Raw genomic sequence first — 23,972 nt, forward strand, 5'->3', positions numbered from 1 at the left:
TGATAAATATGTGACCATTTTCTTATATAATACTAAAAAGGGACCAGCCGGCACTGTCATAAATTACAGTGAACCTGCTGGCCCCCTTATTTTACATTGGATAAAGGTATCCGGTAAAGGTTAATTTCCCGGTCCGATGATCACAGAGCCCGGTCCTTCGGGAACATATCCCTCTGTAGTAGTGGTGCTGCCCGGATACGCGGCTGAGGTTCCGGTGGTGCTGCCCGGATAGGATGCCGAGGTCCCGGTGGTACTGCCCGGATACGCGGCCGTGGTAGAACCTGGCCCGGTCACTTCACCGCCGGGTGACGTGGTGGAGCCTGGATACACACCGGATGAACTGCTCTCATCAGCCGGAGAGGTGGTATAACCCGGATAGGGAATAGTGGCTGAGCTGCTTCCGCTTGGACGGGTCGTACCTGACGGCCGCGTTGTCCCCGGATGGGAACCAGGACTTTCATCCTCCGGCGGGTCAATGATATCCCCGAACTCATCGGTCTCAAGATCCCACTCGTTCTCACCGTCAATGATTCCCTCATCGATCTCGGAGGTACTAACATCCGTACCTTCCTCTTCGCTCTTAGTGGTAGTCTCCGCGGCCTGGGTCGTACTCTGTGTGGGCTTTGGTATATATCCGCCGTCAGTACCTACCTTGTCTATATATTTTCCTTCATTGTACATACCTGAATCAGCCGATATCTTGGAACTGATCTTCTTTACCATGTCACTGGGCTGGTAATCATCATCATCAAACAGGAACTGATGCAGTGCGATCACATTGCTCTCCAGGGTCTGGGGAATGACGCAGTCGCCCTTTTTGCCCATATTGGCATCACTTCTCTGCATTGGAAATCCTACCGTATCCGCAATGGTATATTTTGTCAGGCTCTTGGCTGCCGGGATGATATCATCCAGGGTAACACTGGTAAGGATCTGTTTGAATACAACCTCCATAACGTTGTTGATCACTGCGAAATCCGCTGTCTTCAGCTTGTCAAAACACTTCTGTATGATCTCCCGCTGGCGCTCCGTACGGGCAAAGTCCGTATCCATCTTGCGCAGACGCGCGTAGGCAACTGCCTGGACCCCGTCCAAATGGTTTACTCCCGCAGACTTCAGGTGCTGGGATGCAACCCCCGTGGCCTCCACGGTTTCCGTAATGTAAGCGTTAATGTAATAAAATTCCGCCTTGCTCAATTCCACATCCACGCCGCCCAGAATATTGATGGCATCCGCCACCGCCTTCCAGTTAAAGGTGGCGTAATCGTCAATCTGTATATCCAGGTTCTTGTTCAGGGCCTTGATCGCCTGCTCCGGCCCTCCCCTGAAATAAGCCTGGTTGATCTTGTTATAGGAACCTTCATCATCCAGATTCAGATAGCTGTCCCTGAAAATACTGACCAGCTTGATTTCGCTGGTTTCCTGGTTAACATTTGCAATGATGATAACATCCGCGTTATTGCCTTTTCCAACGGAATTGTTCCGGCTGTCCACGCCAAAAAGCGCAACCGTCCAGTATCCCTTCATATTGGCAACCTTATCCACATTCAGGTTAGGGTTGGTTTCCTGCTCAATATTAAACTTGGGATCTCTCTGGAGCATATTATATTTTTTAAGAAACTGTCTGGTCACGAAAATCCCGGGCAGGATGATCAGAAACTCCAGAACGATCATGGTGATCAGCATGATCCTGTAAAACTTCTTCGTCTCGCCTGCTGCCTTATCTGTTGCAGCAGTCTCCTTGGCGGCGCTGCGGTCCGATATATCCTTGCCGTTCCTGCGAAGGGATGCCCCTCTGGCGCCGGATGCCCTGTCATCTGCCAGGTTGACCTCCGGTGTATAAATGCGGCTTTCCCGTCTGGTCCCCGCCGGTCTGGCCCCGGTTTCCGCCCCGGCTCTGGCTCCCGCCGGCCTGGTTCCGGTTTCCGCCCCGGCTCTGCTTCCCGCCGGTCTGCCCCCGCTGCCTGGCGCTGTTGCGCCTGATAGCCTGGCCCCGCTGCCTGGCGCTGTTGCGCCTGACGACCTGGTTCCGCTTCCCGGCATTCCTGCGCCTTCCGGTCTCCTGGACCGGGCTGTCCCGGGCCGGCTTTCCAAACCGTTTCCGGATACCGGACGGGCCCCTGCCGCCCTGCTTCTGACATTCCCCTCCGGGCGTGCCCCCGCTATCCTTCTCCCCTCTGTCTCCGCCTGTTCCGGCCGTACCCGTGATGTCCCGGACACAGGTCTGCGCGGTTTCGCGGCAGGCCGGTCCATACCGGCATCATCCGGGCCGGATCTGGGGCGTCTGGCAGAAGCTGTATCTGAATCAGCCCCAGAACCAGCACCTGAATCCCGGCGCCGGCTGCGGCTTCTCAATCTCTCATCTTCCTGTCCAAATTCATTCTCAAAATCACGATTCATTCGTCTATCCTCATTCTATCATGTAGCCCAGTCCAAGCCCGGCTGTCGCTGCCAGAAAAAAATTTCCAGACACGCTCCAGATCTTGCCCGGTTCATGCTCAGCCAAGATGCTGGGAGTATTTTAAATGTATACGGAATGCATATCAATATGCATTTTTATTAATAAACCCTTTAAAAACAGTTAAAAACATAATCTTAAAATCAAAACCCAGGCTCCAGTTCTCAATATAATACAGATCATGTTCGATTCGTTTGGTAATGGAAGTGTCTCCCCGGTATCCATTGACCTGGGCCCAGCCGGTCAGTCCGGGGCGTACCTGGTGCTTGATCATGTAACGCGGAATCTCTTCCTTGAATTTTTCAACAAAAAGGGGCCTCTCCGGCCTTGGTCCCACCAGGCTCATGTCCCCAACCAGGACATTAAAAAACTGCGGCGTCTCGTCAATGCTTGTCTTACGTATGAAACGGCCCACGGAAGTCACCCTGGGGTCGTGGGGCGTAGTCCACTGTCCCCGCTCCTTTCCCGGGTCCTGGACCTCCATGGAACGGAACTTGTACATCCTAAAGGGATGATTGTGAAGACCAATGCGCTCCTGGCTGAAGATCACAGGACCGGGGGATGTGATCTTAATAAGCACAGCTGTCAGCACCATGACAGGCGAAAATACAATCAGACCAAACAGGGCGCCGATAATATCCACGATCCGCTTCATCGTTGCATTAAACACGCCCGTAAGAGGCACATGGCGGATATGGATAACCGGAAGTCCCTGAAGGTCCTCCATATAAGGTATGGTTGGTATTATATTATTATAATCGGGAATAAACTTTGTATGCACGCCTGATTTCTCACAGGCAGCCACGATGGGCTCCAAATTAGCGTATTCCTTGATGCTCAGAGTGATGGCGATCTCATCCAGGGTATTGGAGGCAAGAAATGTCTCCAGATGATCCATGGGACCCAGGATCTGAACATTCCTGTATCTGTAACCCGGCTTTTGATTGTCATCCAGGATCCCCTGTACATGGTATCCCCACTCCGGGTTCATACTGACCCTGTCAATAAACCCCTCGGCCGCGCGGCTGTATCCAATGAGCAGAACATGCTTCTGGTTATATCCGTTGGTCCGAAGGGAATGAAGAAACAGACGTATGCAGATCCGCTCTGTCTCCATCAGGATGATGTTGATCACAAAGAATGCCAGCAGCATCTTGGTAGAGAAAAATTCGTTGTGCTGGATGAATTTCCTCGCGCCGAAAAGCACGAAGGTGAAAATCATCAAACCGATAATGTTGGCTTTACAGATATTTGCAAACTCTGAACGCCGTCCCTGTATCCGCTTGGGCACATACAGGTGAAAGCTGGCGTACAATATGAGATAAATGGGCACAATGAAAATAAGTGCCATAAAATATACCTGAGGCTTTAACACGCCAACATTTACATCCAGCGGTATCACCTTACCGCTGATAACAATAAACCATGCCAAAGCGTAGGCCGCAGCCGTGACCACTATGTCCAGCAGGACATGGAGGCGGTTCAGCCTTTTCTGGTTATCTTTTATCATTGTATATCACCTTGGTTTCTCAGGAAATCCCTATATACCGTAAATATCGTTGTTATTATACATGATAAACCGGCATTATTCTATAACATTTCTCTTAATTTCTAAAAACTTCATAATTTCGCAATCTGTCTCGCAGTGAACTCATAGAGGTAGATCAGAGTACCTGTTAACAATTCCCATTCAATGGCAAAGTAATTGCGCAGGTGCCTGGGGTCATAGGGGACCTTCCTGCACGTTCCCGCAGTGGCAATACCCTCCTTTAGTCCCTCCACATAATCCTTTGCAAAACCGATCTTTCTGAAAAACATGTATTTGACCGCGATCCCCGCCATGATAGGGAGCAGATTTACAGCCAGCTGCAAAGCGGGCATGTTCTTGTAGTTCAGATATACATTGTTGCGTGCAGCCAGCTTTACCTTAAAGGAATTATACTTGGAGCCGCTGGTGCCGCTGCCCACATGATACACCACTGCCGATGGGCAGTAGATGTTGTCATAGCCTGCGATCCTGGCCCTGTAGCCCACATCCGTGTCCTCCAGGTAGGCAAAATGCATCTCATCAAAATATCCGATCTCATCAAATATCTTCCTGCGGTAAATAGCAGCCCCCGCACAGGCCGAGAAAACGCGGCAGGCCTTGTTATAGCCCGCGGAAGAGCGGCCCACCCCGCGCTGGAAAGCCCAGCCCAGGAGACTGTACATATCTCCCGCATCATCCATCAGCTCCTTGTGGTACATCTGGATCATCTTACTGCTGACGGAAAAAATCCTGGGTGAACGCTCAATGGCCTTGATCATCTCACCCACATAGTGGCAGTCCGGCTCCGTGTCATTGTTAAGCAGGATGACATAGGGCGTGGAAGCAGCCCTGATCCCCCTGTTCACCGCCCCTGAAAAACCGGTGTTGCTGTCCAGGAAAATGGAGGTCACTCCCTGGTCCTTCAGCCACTCCACGCTTCCGTCCGTGGAGCCGTTGTCCACCACCAGCACCTCGAAATCCCTGCATATCTGAAGCTCCAGGGCCTTAAAACACGGTTCCATAAAGGAGAGGCCATTATAATTGGGTATGACAACAGTGGCCTTCTTCCCCTCCCTGCCGCAGCGTCTGTGTGGATGATTGTGCTGACGGCTGTTTTGATGACTGCCTTGATGGTTGATTTGATGGTTGTTTTGATCACTGTTTTGACGGTTGTTTTGATCACTCATGGGAATTCTGTTTATCCTCCGGCGCATACTGCTGGTAAACCCTTAAATCATATGGTTCCCCGATTTTTTCTTTTAACAGGTCCCGAAGCGCAAAATTGGATTTGCGCAGGGTCAGGTTGGGATTATAATAAGGGTCGCCATTTTTTATGATATCCGGCCATTTTTTAATGAAAATGGCCACCTCTCGGTTGAACCGTTCCACCTTTTCCGGGGTATCCTCCAGCCCTCTGGACTTGGATTCATAATGGTAGAAGCATGCATAGGGAGCATATACTACCAGTTTCCCCAAGGCCCTTACTTTCATGCAATAATCAATATCATTAAAAGCAACTGCCAGTTCGGTGCTCAGACCGCCCACTGCATCGAATACGTCTTTTTTGGTCATAAGGCAGGCGGCTGTGACCGCGCTGTAGTCCTGGGCGCACATGGCCCTGTGGAAATAACTGTTCTCCGCCTTGTGAAGTCCGATAAAGGTATGCCCTGCAATGCCGCCAAATCCTATGACAACCCCTGCATGCTGGATGGTATCATCCCCATACAGCAGTCTGGCTCCGGCAATGCCCACATCCTCCCGCTGGCAGAAACCAAGCATTTCCCTTATGGAATCCGGATCGATCAGCTCCGTGTCATTATTTAAAAGAAGCAGATACTGACCCTTAGCAAAACCGGCCCCATAATTGTTGATGGCTGAATAATTAAATTCCTTTTCCCAGGTGACCACATGGAAATTACTGTGCAATGCCTGCATTTTCTCATAATAGGCAAATGTCTCTTTTTCCCTGCTGTTATTTTCCACCACAATAAACTCCAGGTTCCGGTAAGTGGATTTTTCAATAAGGGATTTCACGCACACATCCAGATCTTCGCTGTGATCCTTATTGGGAATAATCACTGATATAAGCGGCTCGCCCTGAATCTTAAACCGGGTATGGTAGATGCCGTGATCCACCCCCTTTTCCACACGCTCGGCCTCTATGCCCAGGCGCTCATAATGGGCCATGATGGCTCTGGATCCAGCCTCAAAGGCGTACATCTTACTCTCCGGATTGCTGGCCGTGGAATCCTGGTGGCAGCGCCAGTGATAGAGCACCTTTGGAATATGATGCACATGTTCCGCGGCCTCAGTGCAGCGGAACATAAAATCATAGTCCTGGGCTCCGTCAAACTCCTGGCGGAAACCGCCCACCTGCTTCAGCAGATCCTGCCTTACCACAAAGAGGTGGCAGATATAGTTTACGCTGGTCAAAAGATCCGGGTTAAAATCAGGCTTGAAATGCGGGTCAAACAGGGCCTTTCCATCCATGTCCAGCTTGTCCTCATCCGAGTAGAGCACATCGCATCCCGGATGTTCACTGATGGCCTTCACCACCTCATAAAACGCATGGGGAGGCAGGGTATCGTCATGATCAGCCAGGATCACAAAATCTCCCCTGGCCATATCCAGGGCAGCATTGGTATTGCCCGCAATTCCCCGGTTGCTGCCCAGCATCTCATATCGGATGCGCCCGTCCCTGTCCGCATACTTCTTAAGGACCCGCTCCAGCCCCTGTCCTCTGGGGCTTCCGTCCGCAATGCACACCTCCCAGTTGGTATAGGTCTGTTCCAGAATGGAATCCAGCATTTCCCTGAGATAGCGCTCCGGCGTCTTATAGGCAGGGATCACAACGGATAAAAGCGGCTCAAAATCAAAGTTCTCCTGCCGCTGGGCAGCCAGTTCCTCATCTGTTGGTTTTGTGAGCTCATACCATTCGCCGTAATCATAGTCATTATCAATGCCCTGAAGCTTATGTCTGGATTTGACCACCAGGGCCTTTAACCCATGCTCCTTCCAGAAATCCAAAGCCACATGGACGGTCTCCATGTTCATGAGATCCTTTATCTTTTCCATCCGTTTGTGGGCAACGCTGGCCCGGCGCGTGATCAGGTCCTCATTGTACTTGATCTTGGCCTGACGTCCCTCACAGCGGATGAGCAGGTAATAGCTTTTTCCGCGCTCATAGGGAAACTGGATGTCAAATCCAAATTCCTTGTTATGCACTTTCTTAAAATAAATCTGGCTCACGTCATCCCTGCGCGTGGATACATGCTTGAATTTCACCGGATTATGCTTTTCATCCTCGATCCGGAAGGTGGCCCGGCTCTCAGGGGATTTTCCAATCGCCCATCCATTTAACGTGATGGAATTCTCCCGGATGCGCACAACATCTATTTTATATTTCATGCCTCTGCACCGCCCTTTTCATCCTTGTCCGCTTCCTCGTCAAAGTTAAGCCGCTCTTCCTCGATCACCAGCGGGCGCTTCATCACCCTCTGGTTAATGCTCATGATATATTCACCCAGGAATCCGATAAAGAACATCTGTACCGACCCCAGAAACAGCATTCCGATCAGCAGGGGGGCCATACCTGCCGGAAAACGGTCCCACCAGATCAGTTTCATCACCAGGTACACCAGGGCCACCAGTATGCTGATCACAGCGCACACGCTTCCGAATATGGTGGCCAGCCTGAGTCCAGCCTTTGTGTAGGAGGTGACGCTGAGCATGGCCGCATCATAAAGGCGGTAAAAATTGTTGTGGGTCTTGCCAGCCCGCCGCTTGGGCTGCTCATAGGGGATTTCCTTGCGCTTGTACCCCAGCTCGGCTACAATTCCCCTCAGAAACGGCGTGGGATCGTCCAGTTTTCTGAGAACCTCAATAAATTCCCTGTCATAAAGCCCTGAACCAGTAAAATGTTCAATCTGCTCCACATCGGACAGCTTTTTGATGGTCTTATAATAACAGCTTCTCAGCCAGTACATCACCTTATTTTCCTTGCTGCTGGTCTTGATGCCGATTACGATCTTGTAGCCCTTTTCCCACTCACGGACATATTTTGGTATCATCTCCACAGGATCCTGGAAATCCGCCACCATCTCAATGACACAGTCTCCCGTCACCTGAAGCATACCGTAATAGGGGGAATTAAACTGACCGAAATTGCGTGCATTTAGAATCGCCTTAATCCTGGGATTGGACGCGCAAAGCCCGCGCAGGATATCCCTTGTGCCGTCAGTGGAGTCATTGTCAATAAACACAAGCTCATAGTCATACTGGGGCAGTTCCCTTTCCAGTATGTCCGTCACCGCCTTGCTGATGGGACCTGCATTTTCCGCTTCATTATAACAGGGAATCAATACGCTGATCTTCTTCATGTCTTTTATTCGCTTCTTCTTTCTCTATAGTTTCTTCAATGCCGCGGCAAAAAGTATATTCCTCTTTCCAGTCACCGCCTGTGAGTCCAAGCAGCCTGCCGATATCCGGCCGTATGGAAAGGGCGCCCTCTTTTGCCTGGACAAATGTGCCGTATTCAAGTTCACCCCGAAAGCCTGCGATCTTATGGATCTCCTCCACAAAGGAACGGAGGGGCCTTGTATCAGAACTGGCAATATTCACAATGCAGCTTCTCAGACCCACAGGCGGAACACCGTGCCTGTATAATTCATATACTGCCTGTACCGCATCCTCAATATACATAAAATTCCACTGATGTCTGCATGCACTTAGGGATACCCGCTTATTCTGCCTTAGATCCCTTACCAGGGTGGAAATAATAGACCACGGGTGATCCCCGTATCCATAAACGCTGAAAAACCTCAGATGATAATAATTCATGTTAAGCTCCCCGCAAAGGGGGGCTGCTTTTTGATAAAATTCCAGCTTGGCCTTTCCATACTGGTTCACGGGATGACATTCCACATCCTCCTGCATCATGCCCTCCACGGCGCCATATTCCACACGGGAGCCTGCATCCATAAACACGGTGCAGCCTAAGCGGGCCGCTGTCCTGACACAATCCAGGGAACCGGACACATTGCGCGCCTGCACCTTGGGTGAGTCGATCTCCTCACGGTTCACTCCGCCCCAAGCCAGATGCAGGAATGCATCCGCCCGTCCGATGGCCGGTATGCAGTCAGGCACATGGTCCAGATCACATTCCACGGTTGTAAGATTGTCGTGGACCGGCAGCGCATCCCTGTGCCTGGACCCCGGTCTCACCAGTGCAAATACATGATCCCCGTGTTCCAGGAATACCCTGGCAAGATTGCTTCCAATAAAGCCGGTGGCTCCGGTTATCACAATACGCGCTCCCAAGCCGCCTTGGGTCACATCCTTCATTTTCCTTCCAGTTCCTTTCCCATCATCCGTGTACACGGACGGTATTATCCCACCAGTTCCAGATGATTAAAGCGCATGGCTCTCACTTCCACATCCTTGCCGAACCGTTCCCTGATACTGGCCGCGATCTCCTCCGTGTAACCGGGCGCGGTGATGATAATGGCATCCACCGGGTGGTCCAGGAAATACTCCGGAGGCACAATGGGAAGATGGGAGGAGGGAGCAAACTTCCCGTGCTTAAACGGTGCGGAGTCTATGATATACTGCGCCTTATCCCCCAGCTTTGTGGTGGCTGCCAGGGTAAACCCCTGATGGCTGGCCCCCCACATGGCGATCTTCTTGTCCCATGCGTCCAGGTACTTCATGTAACTTTCCATCTCCTTCCGGAGATTCACATAGCAGTCCAACAGATTCTCCGTGTCCATCTGCGGGCGTTTTTTCACTATCACGGACAAGGTATCCCTGTTAATGACCTCGCATTCCTCCACCTGGAATCCGTTGCGCTCCAGAAGAGGCGTAAGGGTCTCAAATGTATAATAGGCAATGTGGTCCCGGATCAGCTCAAAATAACTGTTGTGGTCCATGATATATTCAAAGCTGGGAACCGTGATCAGTCCCACCGCATCATCCTCAAGATTGCGGTAAATGGCCTGGAGCATGGTGCCCGGATCAGGCTGGTGCTCAAGGAAGTTAAAGGAGAGGAAAACATCATAAAGACCTCCAGGGAACCTGGTGTCCTCCGTTTCAGTAAACCCTTCCATCACATCCAGTCCCTGCGCCCTGGCCAGCTCCACCAGATGGGGATCGTGCTCGATTCCATGGGCCTCCACGGGAAATTCAGTCAGCACCTTAAGAAACTCGCCCTGGCCGCAGCCCACCTCAATGAACCTCTTTCCCTCCAGATGATAATTTTGGATCAGATTCTTATACTGATACCGGCGCAGTTCCATCATGGTTTTGGAAAAACCTCCTGCCCGTATCACATCCCTGTAATAGTCCACCGGATCGCAGTCAAACTGGACCAGGCCGCAGCCCATGCACTGACACAGATCCAGGGTCAGCCCCTGGTCCTTTAAAAGCCCTGCGGCATCCGGCATATGCTGGGCGGAAGCCGGCATGTTATCCAATGTAAGTAAAGGCGTCTCCCATAACGGAGCACCGCAGGCGATGCATCGTTTCATGTATCTGTCTCCTTTCAAACGTTTACACAATTTATTTTAATCCCAGACTTTTCTGATATGGAATATTTCCCTTATGAAGCATTTCCTTTATCCCCTGCTCAAAGGAGATCTCCTGCCTAAAGCCGACCGCTTCATGCAGCTTTCCCGTGTCCGGGATCAGGGAGACCACTCCCTCCGCATTAGGAGGACGCTTTCCGTATTCATAGGTTCCACCGCCTCCGCAGAGTCTGTGCAGTTCTTCCAGATAATGTTTCAGGGGGCGGGTATCTTCCCCTGCCACATTATACACGCCGGCAGGTGCTTTGGCAAGCAAAAGGCCTGTAAGAGCCCTTGCGGCATCCGTTATATACAGGAAATTCCACATCTGGGTACAGGCTCCAAGCTCCATATGCCCGCCTTTCAGGAATGTGTCCATACAGGTGGCTATCAGGGACCAGGGATGATCCCCGGGGCCGTACACGCTGAAAATCCGGGCGTGGATATAGGTGATCCCCAGACGGCGCGCCTCCTCCGAAGCCATGGAGCACACTTTCAGCTTATCCTTGCCGTACTCCGACACGGGATGGCATTCCCCGTCTTCCCTCATTACCGTATGACAGATACCGTATTCCGCCTGGGATCCGCTGAACAGAAAGCGGCTGCATCCCAGGGCGTAAGCGGTTCTCAGGGCTTCCAGGGCATAGGCAATGTTGCGGGCCTGTATCTCAGGATCGCGGCGGTTATCGCTTCCCGCCCCCTCCCATCCCAGATGAAGCCATGCATCCGCTCCCCCTGCCAGTTCCCTCCGTCCCACCAGGGTGTGGATCTCCCGCAGAGTGCAGGACATAATGAAACAGCCCTCTTTTCCTTCCAGCCGCCTTCTGCCGGGGGAATCCGGCCGCACCACGGCAAACACCTCATGCCCCTTATCCAGCAGTTCCTTTGTAACAGCCAGTCCGATAAAGCTGGTAGCTCCTGTTACCACTATCCGCATAACACGTACTCCTTATTCCTTTATTCTCGCAATGATCATATTCTCATCCATCTCCTGCTCAGGCAGGAAGGGTGACAGGTCTTCCAGAGGCGGCGATACCATGGTGCCGTCCGAAAGCCTCTTGGCAGATGATTTGGGCTCAAAATTTTGATCCGTGGACACAAATACCTCACAGATAACAGGCCCTTCCATTCCAAGGGTATCCTCCACTGCCCGGGCCAGCTCACTGTTGTGTGCTGCGGACCGGTAGGGATAGCCGTAAGCAGCGGCCAGCTTTTCAAGGGATGGAAAACTCAGATCCCCGCTGTCCACACCCACGCCCACCAAAGGCTCACCGAAGAAATTCTTCTGGGTCTGGCGGATGGAATGATAACCTCCGTTGTTGATCACAAATATCTTTATATTCATCCTGTGATGGATAATGGTCTGCAGCTCCTGCAGGTTCATCTGAAGGCTTCCGTCTCCGGTGACCAGAATCAGGTCATCCCCGCTGGGATCTCCGCCATTGCTGTAGAACTGGTTTGTCCTGGAAGCAGCCCAGGCGCCGATGGCCGCGGGCAGATCATATCCCATGGCCGCGATGGCTGAATTGGTGATAAAGCGCTGCCCCTTCTTAATTACATAAGCATGGCCCCCCACCACACAGGCGGAGCCGTTGCCCACCACTGTAACCTGGTCCTCCCTGAGACGGCTGCTCACTTCCCAAATAAACGCATATACATTGGCCGGTTCCTGGTCCCCATGTTCAAAATGCTTTGGCAGGACCACCGGATAGCGCTCCTTCCACATGGCGCAGGTTTGGCTCCAGTTCATGGATCGAAGCCCTTCCCCGCCGTCAAACACCTGCTTTTTGCCCGGACGGCTCAGGCTATGGGGCAGTGCACTGCCCTCCTCTGCCAGCAGGGCATCCAAAACCCGGTTCAGCTGTTCCAGCAGATCCCCGGCATCCGCGTGGACCGGCATGTCCACATGGACCGATGGCTTTTTCAGTTCCTCCTGGTCGATATCATTGGCGATCACATAGGCCTCCCTGGCCCAGGTCTTATAATTATATCCTACCTGCCGTATGCTCAGACGGCTGCCGATGGAAAGTACCAGATCACTGTTTTGTATGGCAAAGTTGCCAGGCCTGTCCCCCATGTTGCCCGCACGGCCCACATAAAGAGGATGGGCGTCATACATGCAGTCCTCGCTGTCCCATCCCGTTATCACCGGCACCCCAAGCTTTTCAGCCACTTCCATAAATACCTCATGGGCGCCTGCAATGCGGATCCCGTTGCCCGCGTTGATCACAGGGCGTCTGGCATTTCTCACCTTTTTAATGATCTCCTGGGCCGTGGACAGCTCCACCCTGGCCGGAAGTACCTGGCGCAGTTCGCCCTGGCCGGCGATATCCTGGCTGATCCTGTGGCTCTTGTCACCGCCTGCCCAGCCGTCTCCTCCTGCATTATAGTCCTCCTGGTCAAAACCAATCAGATCCTCCGTATCCACAAAGGCCCCCTGGACGTTCAGCGGAATATCCAGCCAGCAAGGGCCGGGGCGGCCGGACCGGGCAAGATACAATGCTTTCTCCAGGCAATAACGGATACGCAGGGGGTCCAATACCATCTCCGAATACTTGGTCATGCATTCAATGGATCTGCAGATATCAAACTCCTGGTCTCCCATGGCCCTGATCCCCACCCCTGAAAAACGGGCCGTGGTATCATAGCGGACCTGCCCTGACAGTACCAGCATGGGAATGGAATCCAGCCACCCGCCTACCACTCCGGTAATGGCATTGGTGCCGCCAGGCCCTGTGGTAACGCACAGCGCAGCGATCCTGTTATGGATCCTTGCATATGCCTCTGCAGCCATGGCGCTGGCTTGCTCGTGGTGGTTATAGATACAGTGCAGCCCCTCCTGATGCCCCAGCCCATCGTTCAGATGCATTGCACCTCCTCCGGTCACCATGAATGCCTGGCAGATCCCTGCCTCCACCAGCCTGGCTGCTATATAATTGGAAATCTTGATCTTCATCTGCGGTCTCCCTCCCTGTTCTTATGCTCGTTACCGAAAATGTTAATATATCGAGAGTATAGCATAAAACACCATAAAATAATACTAAATTTCTCTTACAATAAAGGGGGGATACAGGCCAAACAGGCCATTCAAGGGGCCGCCCCCCTGCCTCCAGCGTATTCCAGAACTTCCAGTAACCATCACTATCATTCCGCGGATTTGTCCGCTATAATGAACCTCGTAATGCAAGGACGGATTTTCGGCCACAGACAAAACCACATATCAAAAAGGAGAGATTCAATATTATGAAAAAACAGACAAAAGTTCTGGCTGTATTATCCACTGCAATGCTGATGGCAGCAGTAACCCCTAACTTCTTCCCAACTACTTCTACCGCTTACGCTAAAAGCGCGGGATGGTCAGAGGAAAACGGAAACTGGTATTACTACGATTCTTACGGCGATGCCGTAACCGATACCTGGAAGAAGTCCGGAGATGACTGGTATTACCTGGATTCAGACGGTATACGCGCCACCAACATGCAGATTGATGAGTATTACGTAGGAGAAGACGGAAAACGTGTCAGCATGAAATGGGTTTCCGTAGAAAACGAAGATTTCTGGAATGAAGAAGACGCTCAGGAGTATCTGTATTATTATTACGGAAGGGACGGCAAGGCCCTGACCTCCAAATGGGCATCCATTAACAATCAGTGGTACTATTTCAATGAGGACGGCATCATGCAGACCGGTTCCATCACAGTTGACGGCTACAACTACTATTTAGGCGAAGACGGCAGCAGGAAGACCGGCTGGGTTCTTCTGGAAGATGAAACCGATGATCCTGAGATCCTTGAATCCTGGTACTATTTTGACAACACAGGAAAACGTATTGAAAATGAAGTGGACAAAAAGATAGAAGGCGACTACTACACATTTGTTGACGGCCGCATGCAGACAGGCTGGTTCAAGCTCCCTGCATCTGCGGAAACCGCAGATGAGGCACAGGCAACCCCTTCCGAGGCAACTCCTGCACAGACAGAGGCAACCGTAGCCGGATATCAGTACTATGATGAGGACGGCAAGCGCGCCGATGGCTGGAGAACCATTGAAGGTGTTGAAGGCATCAGCGAGGAAGCAGAACTTTACCGCTTCTACTTTAAGAAGGGAAAACCTTACCACGCAACCAAGGGTCTTGAGCTGTTCAGCGTTGACTCTAAAAAGTATGCGTTCAATACAAAGGGTGAAATGCAGACCGGCAAGCAGGTTGTAAATATTGAAAATGATGCCATTGCCAACTTCTACTTTGATGAAGAAGGCGTGATGAAGACCGGTAAGCAGGTAATCTACGATGAGGATTTAGGCGAGACACAGAACTGGTATTTCCACACAGACGGCTCCAGAAAGGGCCAGGGATACCACGGCATCAAGGACAACGTGCTGTATGTATACGGCCTGCGTCAGGAAGCTGACAAAGATCTGCGCTTTGCACCTGTTACCTTAGACGATAAGCAGTACCTTGTAAATGCAAACGGTACCGTACAGAAGGCAGGATCCTCCTCCAAGTCCAATGCAAAACCGGAACTTGGCAATGGATTCAAAGACTTCAAAGATGAAAATGAAAAGATCTGGACAGTAAACACCGAAGGTGTGATCCAGTAATAAACCATTCTGCCATCATCCGTTCAGATTATCAGGCAGAGTGATATACACGGCAGACTAGCCAAATAGTCTGCCGTTTTTTTGTGCATTGTGCCGAAATTACAAGAAAGTTACAAAAAATAGACATATTTTCGCTTCTGAAACGTTATTTATATTATGAGTACTTATCAGGAGAGGACATTATGAGAGAGTTAGCTGTTTTTTATTGCCCCAAATGCGGACACTACGCATATTACCAGACCTCCCGACATCCCCAGTGCCCCAAGTGCGGGTGCGCGGAGGCCATGAACATGGTGCGGATGCACTATACGGAATTTATGAGAATGTCCTGTGATGAACGGGACGAATACCTTTCAAAGGAGATACTGAGGACCAACCCATCCCTGGTGGAACGGTTGACCGAGCCCCACAAGCGCTACAACAGCAGGGAGATCATTGCCGAGATGAACAATGTGATCATGAACCTGGACACAGAGAACAAAATACTCAATGACACAGTGAAATGGATGCACGATACCATATGGGATCTGATCCATGAGCGCAGGCATCTTCTCAGAGATGAGGCCGCGGCCACTGACATTTCCCCTGAACAGGAGGAAGCCGAAGGGCAGGAACATGTCTGTATACGGGAGATCATGCAGGATAAAGCCTGAAAATATAATTTTCTATATCTTTTGTGCAAATAGTGCGGTATAATAACATATATAGCAACTAATTTGTGCACTTTATATGTTTCAGGTTGGAAAGGAGTGGAACTATGAGCCATAAGATCATTACCATAGCCCGTCAGTTCGGAAGCGGAGGACATGAGGTAGCCCAAAGGCTGTCAGACCTTCTGGGGATTCCCCTCTATGACAGGAACCTGGTGGAGATGGCCGCTGAAAAGATGGGACATTCCCCTGTCAGCGTGGAAAAGGTTGACGAATCCGCCCTCTCCACCTTTCTGGCTAATTATCAGATACCCAAGGAGCCCAATTCCGTTACCGGGTACGGGCTGTCCCTGAACGACAGCACCTATGTAACACAGACCATTATCATTGAGGCCCTGGCCAGAAAGGGCCCGTGCGTGATCGTGGGACGGTGCGGTGATTATGTGCTGCGCAATTACCCGGATCTGGTCGATGTCTTTATCTGCGCCTCCATGGACGACAGGGTCCGCCGCATTATGGAGCGCTATAACTTTACGGAAAAGGACGCTGTCAACGCCATCAAATCCACGGACCGGCGCAGGAAAAACTATTATGAAAACTATACCAAGCACAAATGGGGCAGCATCGATTCCCACCAGATGCTTCTCAACATAAGCAAGCTGGGAATGGACAAGACCATACGGATCATAAAAGGAATTTATGAGTCAGACTAAGAATTCTTTCCATATGGCAAAAGAGCAGGACATGCTGACCACATGCCCTGCTCTTTTCCGGATTCTGTAACCCGCCTGTTACCCGGGCCGCTTACCCGGACCGCTTACCGGGGCCGAAACCTACATTCCTGCGAACTGGTTCTTAACCTTCTGGATCTTCTGCTGTTCAGCCTGTTCTGTCTGATACCATCCGCGTGCGGACATCTGCTTGTAGATATCATCCTGCAGACACAGACTGTCATTTAACGCCTGATTAAATGTCTGATGCACATTGGTTGTGGAAGACTCAATTGTGCCGTGAACATACAGGTCACATACGCCTTTCTCTGTAAGGAGAAGGTTCTCCATGATACACTTGTCATCCATTGCTTTCTCCTCCTTATACGAGATTGTAGAAATTATCAAAAATCTGCTGGTGCTTCTGTTCCATCTGCTGTACCTGATTCTTAAGGGCAGGATCCTGCAGGTTCTGGATCGCTTCCTGGCACTGTGTCTTCAAAAATTTTTCATGGCCTAAAGCGTCTTCAATATAGTCTAATTCCTTGGGACTCATAGATTATCACCTCCAAAGTTAGTATGCATCCGATTTAACCCGGATATGCACGGTTCCCGGAAATGAATTATAAATAGCGATGGTAACGATGCTTTGTGCCTGAATCAATTTTTGCTCATAGTTTGTTCACCCGGACCAATCATCTCTGCCTGCCTATTTTCTCACTGTATGCCTCATACTGCCTCTGGGCGTTCTCTTTAAAGGGCGCGCTGACCGTAAACTCCTCGCCGTCAAACAGCGTCACCATCCTGACGCTGAATTTTGCCACAAAACGGAGATTGACGGCGTACGACTTATGCAGCCGAATAAATCCCGCCTGCTCCATGTTAATTTTGGAAAAAAGATTTTCAATGGTGGAATAACAATGATATGTATGTGTGGCTGTTACGATTTTAACCCGCCGGTTATCGCCCTCAAAGTAATGGATATCCTTCAAAGGAACCCTGTACACGGTCCTGCTGGACTTAAATTCAAAAATACCTGAATCCCCCTGTATCCTGTCACATGCCTTAAAAAACACCTGCTGGAATTCCTCTGGTTTAAATGGTTTTTTGAGAAAATGAAAGGGCTGGAACTGAAACAGCTCCAGTGCGTATTCATCCCCATATCCGGACATATATACGATCATGCTGGTGTCATTGCCAAGCTCTTCCCTTATAAACCGGCTCAGCTCAATGCCGCTGCAGTCTTTCATAACAATATCCAAAAATATAAGGTCAAAATACCGTTCCCTGAGAGCTTTCTCAAATTCCCTCCCCGTGTTAAAGACCTCTACTTCCAGTTTTCTTTTTTCTTTCCATTTTTTTATATAATCTTCCAGTTGGCTGCACAACTGGATATCATCATCACAAACCGCTATATGTATCATATATCTGTCCCCGTACTGCAATTTTTTTCTATGATATTTTACACCCCCCTGTCTAAATTTGTCTATAAATGTTGAAAACAGTCTGTTTAATGTAGAAATTTATATTGGCGCCCGGGAAATATGAAGCCTGGCCCGGATCTGACTTTTTAAGCCAGCCCAGCCCAGGGCATATTACGCGGACGCCAATTTAGTTTCTGGTCCATTCCTTATTATGATATATTGTAACAGTTCAGGACAGCGGGAAAATGGGCGCAAAAGCGGGTAACCTGGTGGTTCCCATCATCCGCCCAAGGTGACATCCTGGGCCGAGTACCACTTAATTGCGTCCTCCACATGCTGACGCCTGAAATCCGGCCAGTAATCATCCACCACATATATGTCGGAATAAACCGACTGCACCGGGAGAAAGCCTGACAGCCTCCTTCTGCCGCCCCAGCGGATGATCAGGTCAATACGCGACACATCTGCGGTCTTAAGCCCCGGCCCGATGGAAGCCGGCCGGCTGATTGCCGGTTCACCGGATGTCCTTGGCCCTGGTTTGAAACCCAGGTCCCACTCCCAGCTGTAATTTACCAGGAAATTGATCTTCATTCCCCCCGCCCCAAAGTCCTGTCTGGTGGTATAGGGAAGAAGCTCCGGCGGGAACATATCCGATTGGGTATTGCCCAATACCAGCAGGCTTGCATCCTCCTTTGACAATTCCCCGACAGCTGCAACACATGCCTTTGTAAACGCCTGGCGCTGAGTTGTGGGGCGTTTCGTGTTATCCACTGTAAAACCGTAAAAGGACATTTCCTCAATGCCCAGTTCACGGCACATATAATACAGGGTCATTCCCGGGGAAATGCCGTGACTGTATCCATCCGCCTTTTCCATCCCCCGGTTCTGTGCCCATCTTCTGTTTCCGTCCGGTATGATTCCAATATGTTTCGGTATTCTCATTATCTCTCCTCCAGGCTCCGGCCTGCATCTGATGCCGGTAATATATGGAAAGTATGGGCTTTTCCGGAAAACCTATACCTGGTCTATGCCTGTTTGCAGATGAAAATGCCACGTAACCGCTGTAAACAGCTGCCAATGACCACAAAAAACACATTACTCCGGTAGAATATCATCCGGCCTGTCTGTTATGATATTGTCTGCCCTGGCTTTTTTGCACTTATCTACAGAGTACTGGTCATTAATGGTCCAGGCGATCACTTCCTTGCCTAGTCCATGGATCCGGTTCACGGTGTCCGGCTCGATCAGTTCAATACTCAGGACAAAGTTGTCAGCGCTGGTGTAGATCTCAGGCTGAGGTATGGGCTGGGATGAGATAAGGCCGGTCTCCAGGGACGGCTCAAATATCTTAACCATCTGCAGGCAGCCATAATTAAAGGATGTTATCATGCACTCCTGAAGCATTTCCCTCTGGCGTATCATTTCTACCATCTGCGGGATCAATTCCAGGGATTGTCCCTCTCTATATTTAATCTCTATATTGAGTTTGATCTTTCCGCGGCAATAATCCAGCACTTCAGACAGGGTTGGAATGGATGTCCCCTGAAAATCGGGCCCCAGACGGCTGCCCACATCCAGGCTGCGGATCTCATCATACGTAAGATCCCTGACCTTGTGGGGAACTCCAGCCACGCGCATCAGGTTCTCATCATGAAGGACCACCAGGACCCCGTCCTTTGTCTGATTGATATCCAGCTCGATCCAGTCCGCTCCGCTCTCGATCGCGGCTTTAAATGCCGGGATCGTATTCTCCGGAGCCTGGGAAACATCTCCCCTGTGGGCCGTGATCTCCACATCCTGGTCCCAGTTCTCCTCCGCAAAAGCAAAGCCGGGGCTGGCCAGCACTAACATCAGGCCGCACAGGAGCGCGGCCGGCAGCGGTGCCATTTTCATGATGAAGGGCGCTGGAAAATGGGTGCGCCCGGCGTTGGCTGATAGGTGACGGCGGTTTTTACTTACTCTCTCTTGATTCATTCTGTCTTGCCTCATTCTGTCTTGTTTTATTCTGTCTTGTTTTATTCTGTCCTACTGCAGGAACGGGTGTCTTTTATCCTTCACTTACCACTGAAGCTCCATCTGTCCGTCATCGCTGTGTCTAAAAACGGATTTCATTACCCGCTGTGTTATCTTCTCTTCTCCGTTCAACCTGCCAATCAAAAAAGGCGAGTCCGGATCATGCTGTCTTCTGTTCTCCTGTACCTGAGGCGGATTCAGATTGGCATAGCAGTATCTGCAAAAATGGGCGCAGGTATGGTAAGTGCCAATGTCCACGCTTTTAACACACCCGCATATTTCCCTCTGTGTATCATCCTTTTTTACATCCAGCTCCCGTCCTGTTATCCGTGAGATCAGGCGGTCGTCAATACATTTTCCCTTTTGTATGCCATATTCCGAAAGATCCATTGCCTCTGAACATGTCTGCAGCCCTATTTTGTACTGTTTTGCTATGGGGCCAAGCAGGGATGCCAGCAAACGTATATCCCCGGCTCCCATATCATAGACTCCCATGTGCTCCATACTCTTTTTAATCCTGGCATACATGTCAATAAAGCTGATCACACAGGTCTGCGTGTACCCGCTTAAGCTTTTACACAGCTGCTCAAACCACCGGCAATGGTACTCCACATTATAAATCCCTCCCAGCAAAATGGGATCATATCTCCAGATTACCCGCTCAGCCCCAATGCGCCGTGAAAGTGTTCTGAAAGTCTCCACCAGCTCCCGCTTATCAGGAAGTCCCGGTTCCATGTCCTGGCCGTAGGCAGTCAGGGTAAATTGGAAATAATAGGGATACCCCATGGTATCCAGGATTGAAAGCCTGTCCATCATGGGGCCGGGGTTCTTGGTCCAGAACACGAAGCAGTCCACAGTATCCCTGCTCAGCTTCAGTTCACTGACCTGCTTTGGGTTCATGGGATTCCTTACATACAGGTAATTCTCTACCAGGCGATTATAAAACCACTCCGCATAAAATGCCGGAATATCTGTTCTTCTGCTTGCACTGACTATCATTTTATCATCTCATTCCGTATTCTGCTCATATCCTTTGTTCCCGGATATTCTTTTCATTCTATCACAGGAACCACATAAAGTCATCTCTGTATACATCAGGTAAATTTTTCCTTTTTTCGTTTACTCTGCATTGATAAAAGGCGATCCAAATAAACCGACTTAAACTGCTTGCTGGCCATGGCCTGCTTGATAGGCGGAAGGTCCAAGATGGCGCTGAACAGGGCGGCCATTGCCCTGTGGTTGGCAAATGCCTGGTTATCAAAAACAAGATTCTGCAGCGTCCCCTTCTCAATGGCCTGGAGAACAAACCGGTGGGTGCTGTTCACAGGCGTAATAATCTGCTCCGGGCGCCTCTTAAGCTCAATGGCTTTTATATTGCAGTTTCTGGCACATACACCGCACCCCAGACAGATGTCCCTGTCCAGAACCGCTTTCTTGCGTCCATCCCCATTCTCCTTCATGGAAATAGCCAGAACAGGACAGACCTTGGCGCACTTGCCGCAGCCCACACACTTCTCATCTGAAATCTCAGGGATATAGTTGGTGGTTGCCACAGGCTGCATGGGGCTAAAATGCCTGGCTGCCTGAAGGGCCTCACAGCAGCATCCGCAGCAATTACAGATAAAAGCAGGGTGTTCACGGACATTTTCCCCAATCTGCACCAGATTGCTGTCATAGGAGCGCTCAAGGGCATCCAGCGCCTCCTCCTTGGAGATAAGCCTTGCATAATCTCCATGCTCCGCCAGTGAACGGGCCACATTGTCAAAGGTCAGGCATACGTCCCATGGCGCGTCAATCTCGCAGGGATGGCCCGCGTGATACATCTTATGGCGGCAATAGCACAGGCCAATGCCTATATATTCAGCCTCCTCCACAATATGGGTCGCCCTCTCATAGTCCAGGATATGATTCATCTTATCATTGGTCAGCACCGGTTCCTGGACAAAAACACGGCCCAGCTTTGTCTCCGTGGCATAAAACAGATCCTTAATAAAATCCTCTTCCACGTTCATATACTGGTAATACAGCTCGCTAAGATATTTCTGGTCAATGTCTCCCCTGGTACGCATCAAAGCAAACTCTATGAATCCGGCCATTGGCGGCGGCATAACAAACTGTCTGACACCGTTGTGCCAGGAGTCAACCAGCAGAGCCTTGTCACAGAGATGATCCAGCAGGCGTTCCGCTTTATACTCTGATGTCTGCCATATCTTTGCCGCCTTCTTAACTGTAAATGGACGGACGGGAAGCAAAGCAACCCACTTGGCTTCCTTTTCCGAGTAAAGCACCTGCAGGATCTTATATAGTGTCTCTGACACCGGAGCGCCCTGGGTGAACCAGTTGATGCGGTCACCGAGGGATTTGTAGGCGTCACGGGTGGTTAGGTGTCCCATAAATTATCCTCCTCTTAATTGATGTGTGCGATCGGAATCTTCCGGTACTCCGATTTGCGAGATGATTTTTTTGTCAGTTGCGCATAAATTCATGTGGCGTACACGGTGTGTATGTTGAATCAATTTGTGTGCGACTGGCGGGAAATCAGACGCAAAAATTAGTGCCGGGGAGACTCCGAGAGTACATGATTTCTGCTCTCCATCTGTTTAATAGGGCGGCTCCATTAAATAACAGAGCCACCTTTGCTTTTATGTTCCATTAAATTATCGCCCGGCTTTTGGGTAGTATTCATTCGACCTCTGTTCTTATACGATACCATACCAGGTATCAACCTACTTATTACCATTATAGTATACATTTGCTGGGATGTAATCTTAATTTTTCAATAGAATATCGGACTATTTTCTTTCATATTAATTTAATATTTTTGCACAATGGGTCAAATGATTCTGATGATGCGGTACTGGCATCGAGGATGCATGCTTTTGAAACAGCTTAGGGTGTATGGTTGTATGGCGGGCTGCAACAGACAATTTTCAGGAGACAATTTTCTTTCCCGCAAGAAATGGACATTTCCTCAGAAATACTGTAAAATAAAAACAGCAACCAATGATTCACCAAGCAACGTATCATTTATGAAAAGGAGGATTTCAGTGAACAAAAAAATAATTGCAATCATGGCTTTAGCTGCATGTCTCACATTGGGAGGCATCTTCTCCGCCTATGGCCAGGAGAACACCATTACCTCGGTCTCCTTAAGCTTTTCCTGGGACAAGGCCCCTAAGGGAGGCGATATTGTAGGCAGCATTACAGCAAGCTCCAGCAGCAGCCAATTCAAAGTAGAAGGCACGGAATATGTAAAAGATGACGACACCTGGATTTTCGGGGAACGGCCCGTGGCTGAGGTGGAACTCTCTGCCAGGGAAGGTTATAAATTCTCCAATATTGAGAGAGGTGACTTCAGTCTGTCCGGATGCAGCGCTCAGTACAAGGAGTCTCACATAGAATCAGATGGCGTTACCCTGATCCTTCAGGTTTATCTTCCCGAGATCTCCGGCAATCTGCCCGGCACCACTGCAACCAGCTGGAACGGCGACACGGCCCTGTGGGATTCAGTGGATGGCTCAGAACAGTATGAGGTAAAACTGTACAGGGACAAGCGTCTCCTGGCAACTGTGACCACCAAAGAAAATTCATATGATTTCAGTTCCTATATTAATACTGAAGGCAGCTATACCTTCAATGTCCGCGCCCTTGGCACCTACAGCACCGAAGCCAGCGGATGGTCCTCTGATTCTGATGCCAAAGTTCTCAACCGCGAGAATGCCTGGACCAGGGACAATGGAGAATGGCAGAAAACATCTGCCGGATGGCGCTTCGCTTATAAGGATGGAACCTTTGCAACTGACTGTTGGAGGGTGATCAATGATACGTGGTACTATTTTAATTATAGGGGATACATGGAATCAGACTGCTATGTGAAATCAGATGCCCTTGAAATGTATTACTGGCTTGGAAGCGATGGGGCCTGGATGCCGGAGTGGGATACGGGGACGCCGGATCGGGGGAGTTATCGGGTGGTGCAGTAGGGGGGGATACTGTACATTGAGCGTGATATCTCTCAGTTTTTATAAAA

At 50.2% G+C, this 23,972-nt stretch carries 20 protein-coding genes; 4 read left to right on the forward strand and 16 right to left on the reverse strand.

The window, feature by feature from the left end:
* Positions 1–120 precede the first annotated feature (120 nt).
* The 9 genes from CLFS41_RS26515 to CLFS41_RS26555 all read right to left on the reverse strand — a co-directional run bounded on the left by CLFS41_RS26515 (position 121) and on the right by CLFS41_RS26555 (position 13,502).
* Positions 121–2,400, reverse strand: coding sequence for an LCP family protein (locus CLFS41_RS26515; protein ID WP_045094064.1), 2,280 nt, complete (start codon positions 2,398–2,400; stop codon positions 121–123).
* A gap of 143 nt (positions 2,401–2,543) precedes the next feature.
* Positions 2,544–3,968 carry an undecaprenyl-phosphate glucose phosphotransferase gene (locus tag CLFS41_RS26520; RefSeq protein WP_007869385.1) on the reverse strand — a complete coding sequence of 475 codons (1,425 nt, stop codon included), beginning with the start codon at positions 3,966–3,968 and terminating at the stop codon, positions 2,544–2,546.
* A gap of 110 nt (positions 3,969–4,078) precedes the next feature.
* Complete coding sequence (locus CLFS41_RS26525) at positions 4,079–5,173, reverse strand: glycosyltransferase family 2 protein (RefSeq protein ID WP_007869389.1); 1,095 nt, start codon at positions 5,171–5,173, stop codon at positions 4,079–4,081.
* Positions 5,166–7,394, reverse strand: coding sequence for a glycosyltransferase (locus CLFS41_RS26530; RefSeq protein WP_045094065.1), 2,229 nt, complete (start codon positions 7,392–7,394; stop codon positions 5,166–5,168). The genes CLFS41_RS26525 and CLFS41_RS26530 overlap by 8 nt, the downstream gene beginning before the upstream one ends.
* Entirely contained in the window at positions 7,391–8,365 is a 975-nt protein-coding gene (locus CLFS41_RS26535) for a glycosyltransferase family 2 protein (protein ID WP_007869393.1), read from the reverse strand. The genes CLFS41_RS26530 and CLFS41_RS26535 overlap by 4 nt, the downstream gene beginning before the upstream one ends.
* Positions 8,331–9,329 (reverse strand): NAD-dependent epimerase/dehydratase family protein, encoded by a 999-nt coding sequence (locus tag CLFS41_RS26540; RefSeq protein WP_045094066.1) that lies wholly within the window; start codon positions 9,327–9,329, stop codon positions 8,331–8,333. The genes CLFS41_RS26535 and CLFS41_RS26540 overlap by 35 nt, the downstream gene beginning before the upstream one ends.
* A 44-nt stretch (positions 9,330–9,373) precedes the next feature.
* On the reverse strand, positions 9,374–10,510 hold the full coding sequence (locus tag CLFS41_RS26545) for a class I SAM-dependent methyltransferase (RefSeq protein ID WP_045094067.1): 1,137 nt from the start codon (positions 10,508–10,510) through the stop codon (positions 9,374–9,376).
* Between the two features lie 31 nt (positions 10,511–10,541).
* The gene (locus CLFS41_RS26550; RefSeq protein WP_007869398.1) at positions 10,542–11,483 is read right to left on the reverse strand and encodes an NAD(P)-dependent oxidoreductase; all 942 of its coding nucleotides are present in this window, start codon (positions 11,481–11,483) and stop codon (positions 10,542–10,544) included.
* 12 nt (positions 11,484–11,495) lie between these two features.
* Positions 11,496–13,502, reverse strand: a complete 2,007-nt coding sequence (locus tag CLFS41_RS26555; RefSeq protein WP_045094068.1) for a thiamine pyrophosphate-binding protein — start codon at positions 13,500–13,502, stop codon at positions 11,496–11,498.
* Positions 13,503–13,789: 287 nt separating this feature from the next.
* Between CLFS41_RS26555 and CLFS41_RS26560 the strand changes: the two genes are divergently transcribed.
* From CLFS41_RS26560 to CLFS41_RS26570, 3 genes are all read left to right on the forward strand, one after another.
* On the forward strand, positions 13,790–15,145 hold the full coding sequence (locus tag CLFS41_RS26560) for a cell wall-binding protein (RefSeq protein WP_007869408.1): 1,356 nt from the start codon (positions 13,790–13,792) through the stop codon (positions 15,143–15,145).
* Positions 15,146–15,327: 182 nt separating this feature from the next.
* On the forward strand, positions 15,328–15,798 hold the full coding sequence (locus CLFS41_RS26565; protein ID WP_007869410.1) for a hypothetical protein: 471 nt from the start codon (positions 15,328–15,330) through the stop codon (positions 15,796–15,798).
* A gap of 104 nt (positions 15,799–15,902) precedes the next feature.
* The gene (locus CLFS41_RS26570; protein ID WP_045094069.1) at positions 15,903–16,508 is read left to right on the forward strand and encodes a cytidylate kinase-like family protein; all 606 of its coding nucleotides are present in this window, start codon (positions 15,903–15,905) and stop codon (positions 16,506–16,508) included.
* A gap of 120 nt (positions 16,509–16,628) precedes the next feature.
* Here CLFS41_RS26570 and CLFS41_RS26575 read toward each other — a convergent pair whose 3' ends face one another.
* From CLFS41_RS26575 to CLFS41_RS26600, 7 genes are all read right to left on the reverse strand, one after another.
* Entirely contained in the window at positions 16,629–16,874 is a 246-nt protein-coding gene (locus CLFS41_RS26575) for a spore coat protein (protein WP_007869412.1), read from the reverse strand.
* 13 nt (positions 16,875–16,887) lie between these two features.
* A complete protein-coding gene (locus CLFS41_RS30515; RefSeq protein ID WP_007869413.1) occupies positions 16,888–17,061 on the reverse strand; it encodes a hypothetical protein in 174 nt (57 codons plus the stop codon).
* 139 nt (positions 17,062–17,200) lie between these two features.
* A complete protein-coding gene (locus CLFS41_RS26580) occupies positions 17,201–17,929 on the reverse strand; it encodes a LytTR family DNA-binding domain-containing protein (RefSeq protein ID WP_007869414.1) in 729 nt (242 codons plus the stop codon).
* Positions 17,930–18,208: 279 nt separating this feature from the next.
* Entirely contained in the window at positions 18,209–18,871 is a 663-nt protein-coding gene (locus tag CLFS41_RS26585) for an undecaprenyl diphosphate synthase family protein (protein WP_007869415.1), read from the reverse strand.
* A 153-nt stretch (positions 18,872–19,024) separates the two neighbouring features.
* Positions 19,025–19,903 (reverse strand): glycerophosphodiester phosphodiesterase family protein, encoded by an 879-nt coding sequence (locus tag CLFS41_RS26590; RefSeq protein ID WP_045094070.1) that lies wholly within the window; start codon positions 19,901–19,903, stop codon positions 19,025–19,027.
* Between the two features lie 84 nt (positions 19,904–19,987).
* Complete coding sequence (locus CLFS41_RS26595) at positions 19,988–20,941, reverse strand: DUF1848 domain-containing protein (RefSeq protein WP_045094071.1); 954 nt, start codon at positions 20,939–20,941, stop codon at positions 19,988–19,990.
* Between the two features lie 95 nt (positions 20,942–21,036).
* Positions 21,037–22,335: a 4Fe-4S dicluster domain-containing protein gene (locus tag CLFS41_RS26600; RefSeq protein WP_045094072.1), complete on the reverse strand. Its 1,299-nt coding sequence runs from the start codon at positions 22,333–22,335 to the stop codon at positions 21,037–21,039.
* Positions 22,336–22,989: 654 nt separating this feature from the next.
* Here CLFS41_RS26600 and CLFS41_RS26605 point away from each other — a divergent pair.
* Positions 22,990–23,925, forward strand: coding sequence for a hypothetical protein (locus tag CLFS41_RS26605; RefSeq protein WP_045094092.1), 936 nt, complete (start codon positions 22,990–22,992; stop codon positions 23,923–23,925).
* Positions 23,926–23,972 lie beyond the last annotated feature (47 nt).

The sequence above is a fragment of the Clostridium sp. FS41 genome, from assembly GCF_000954015.1.
GTDB lineage: Bacteria > Bacillota > Clostridia > Lachnospirales > Lachnospiraceae > Enterocloster > Enterocloster citroniae.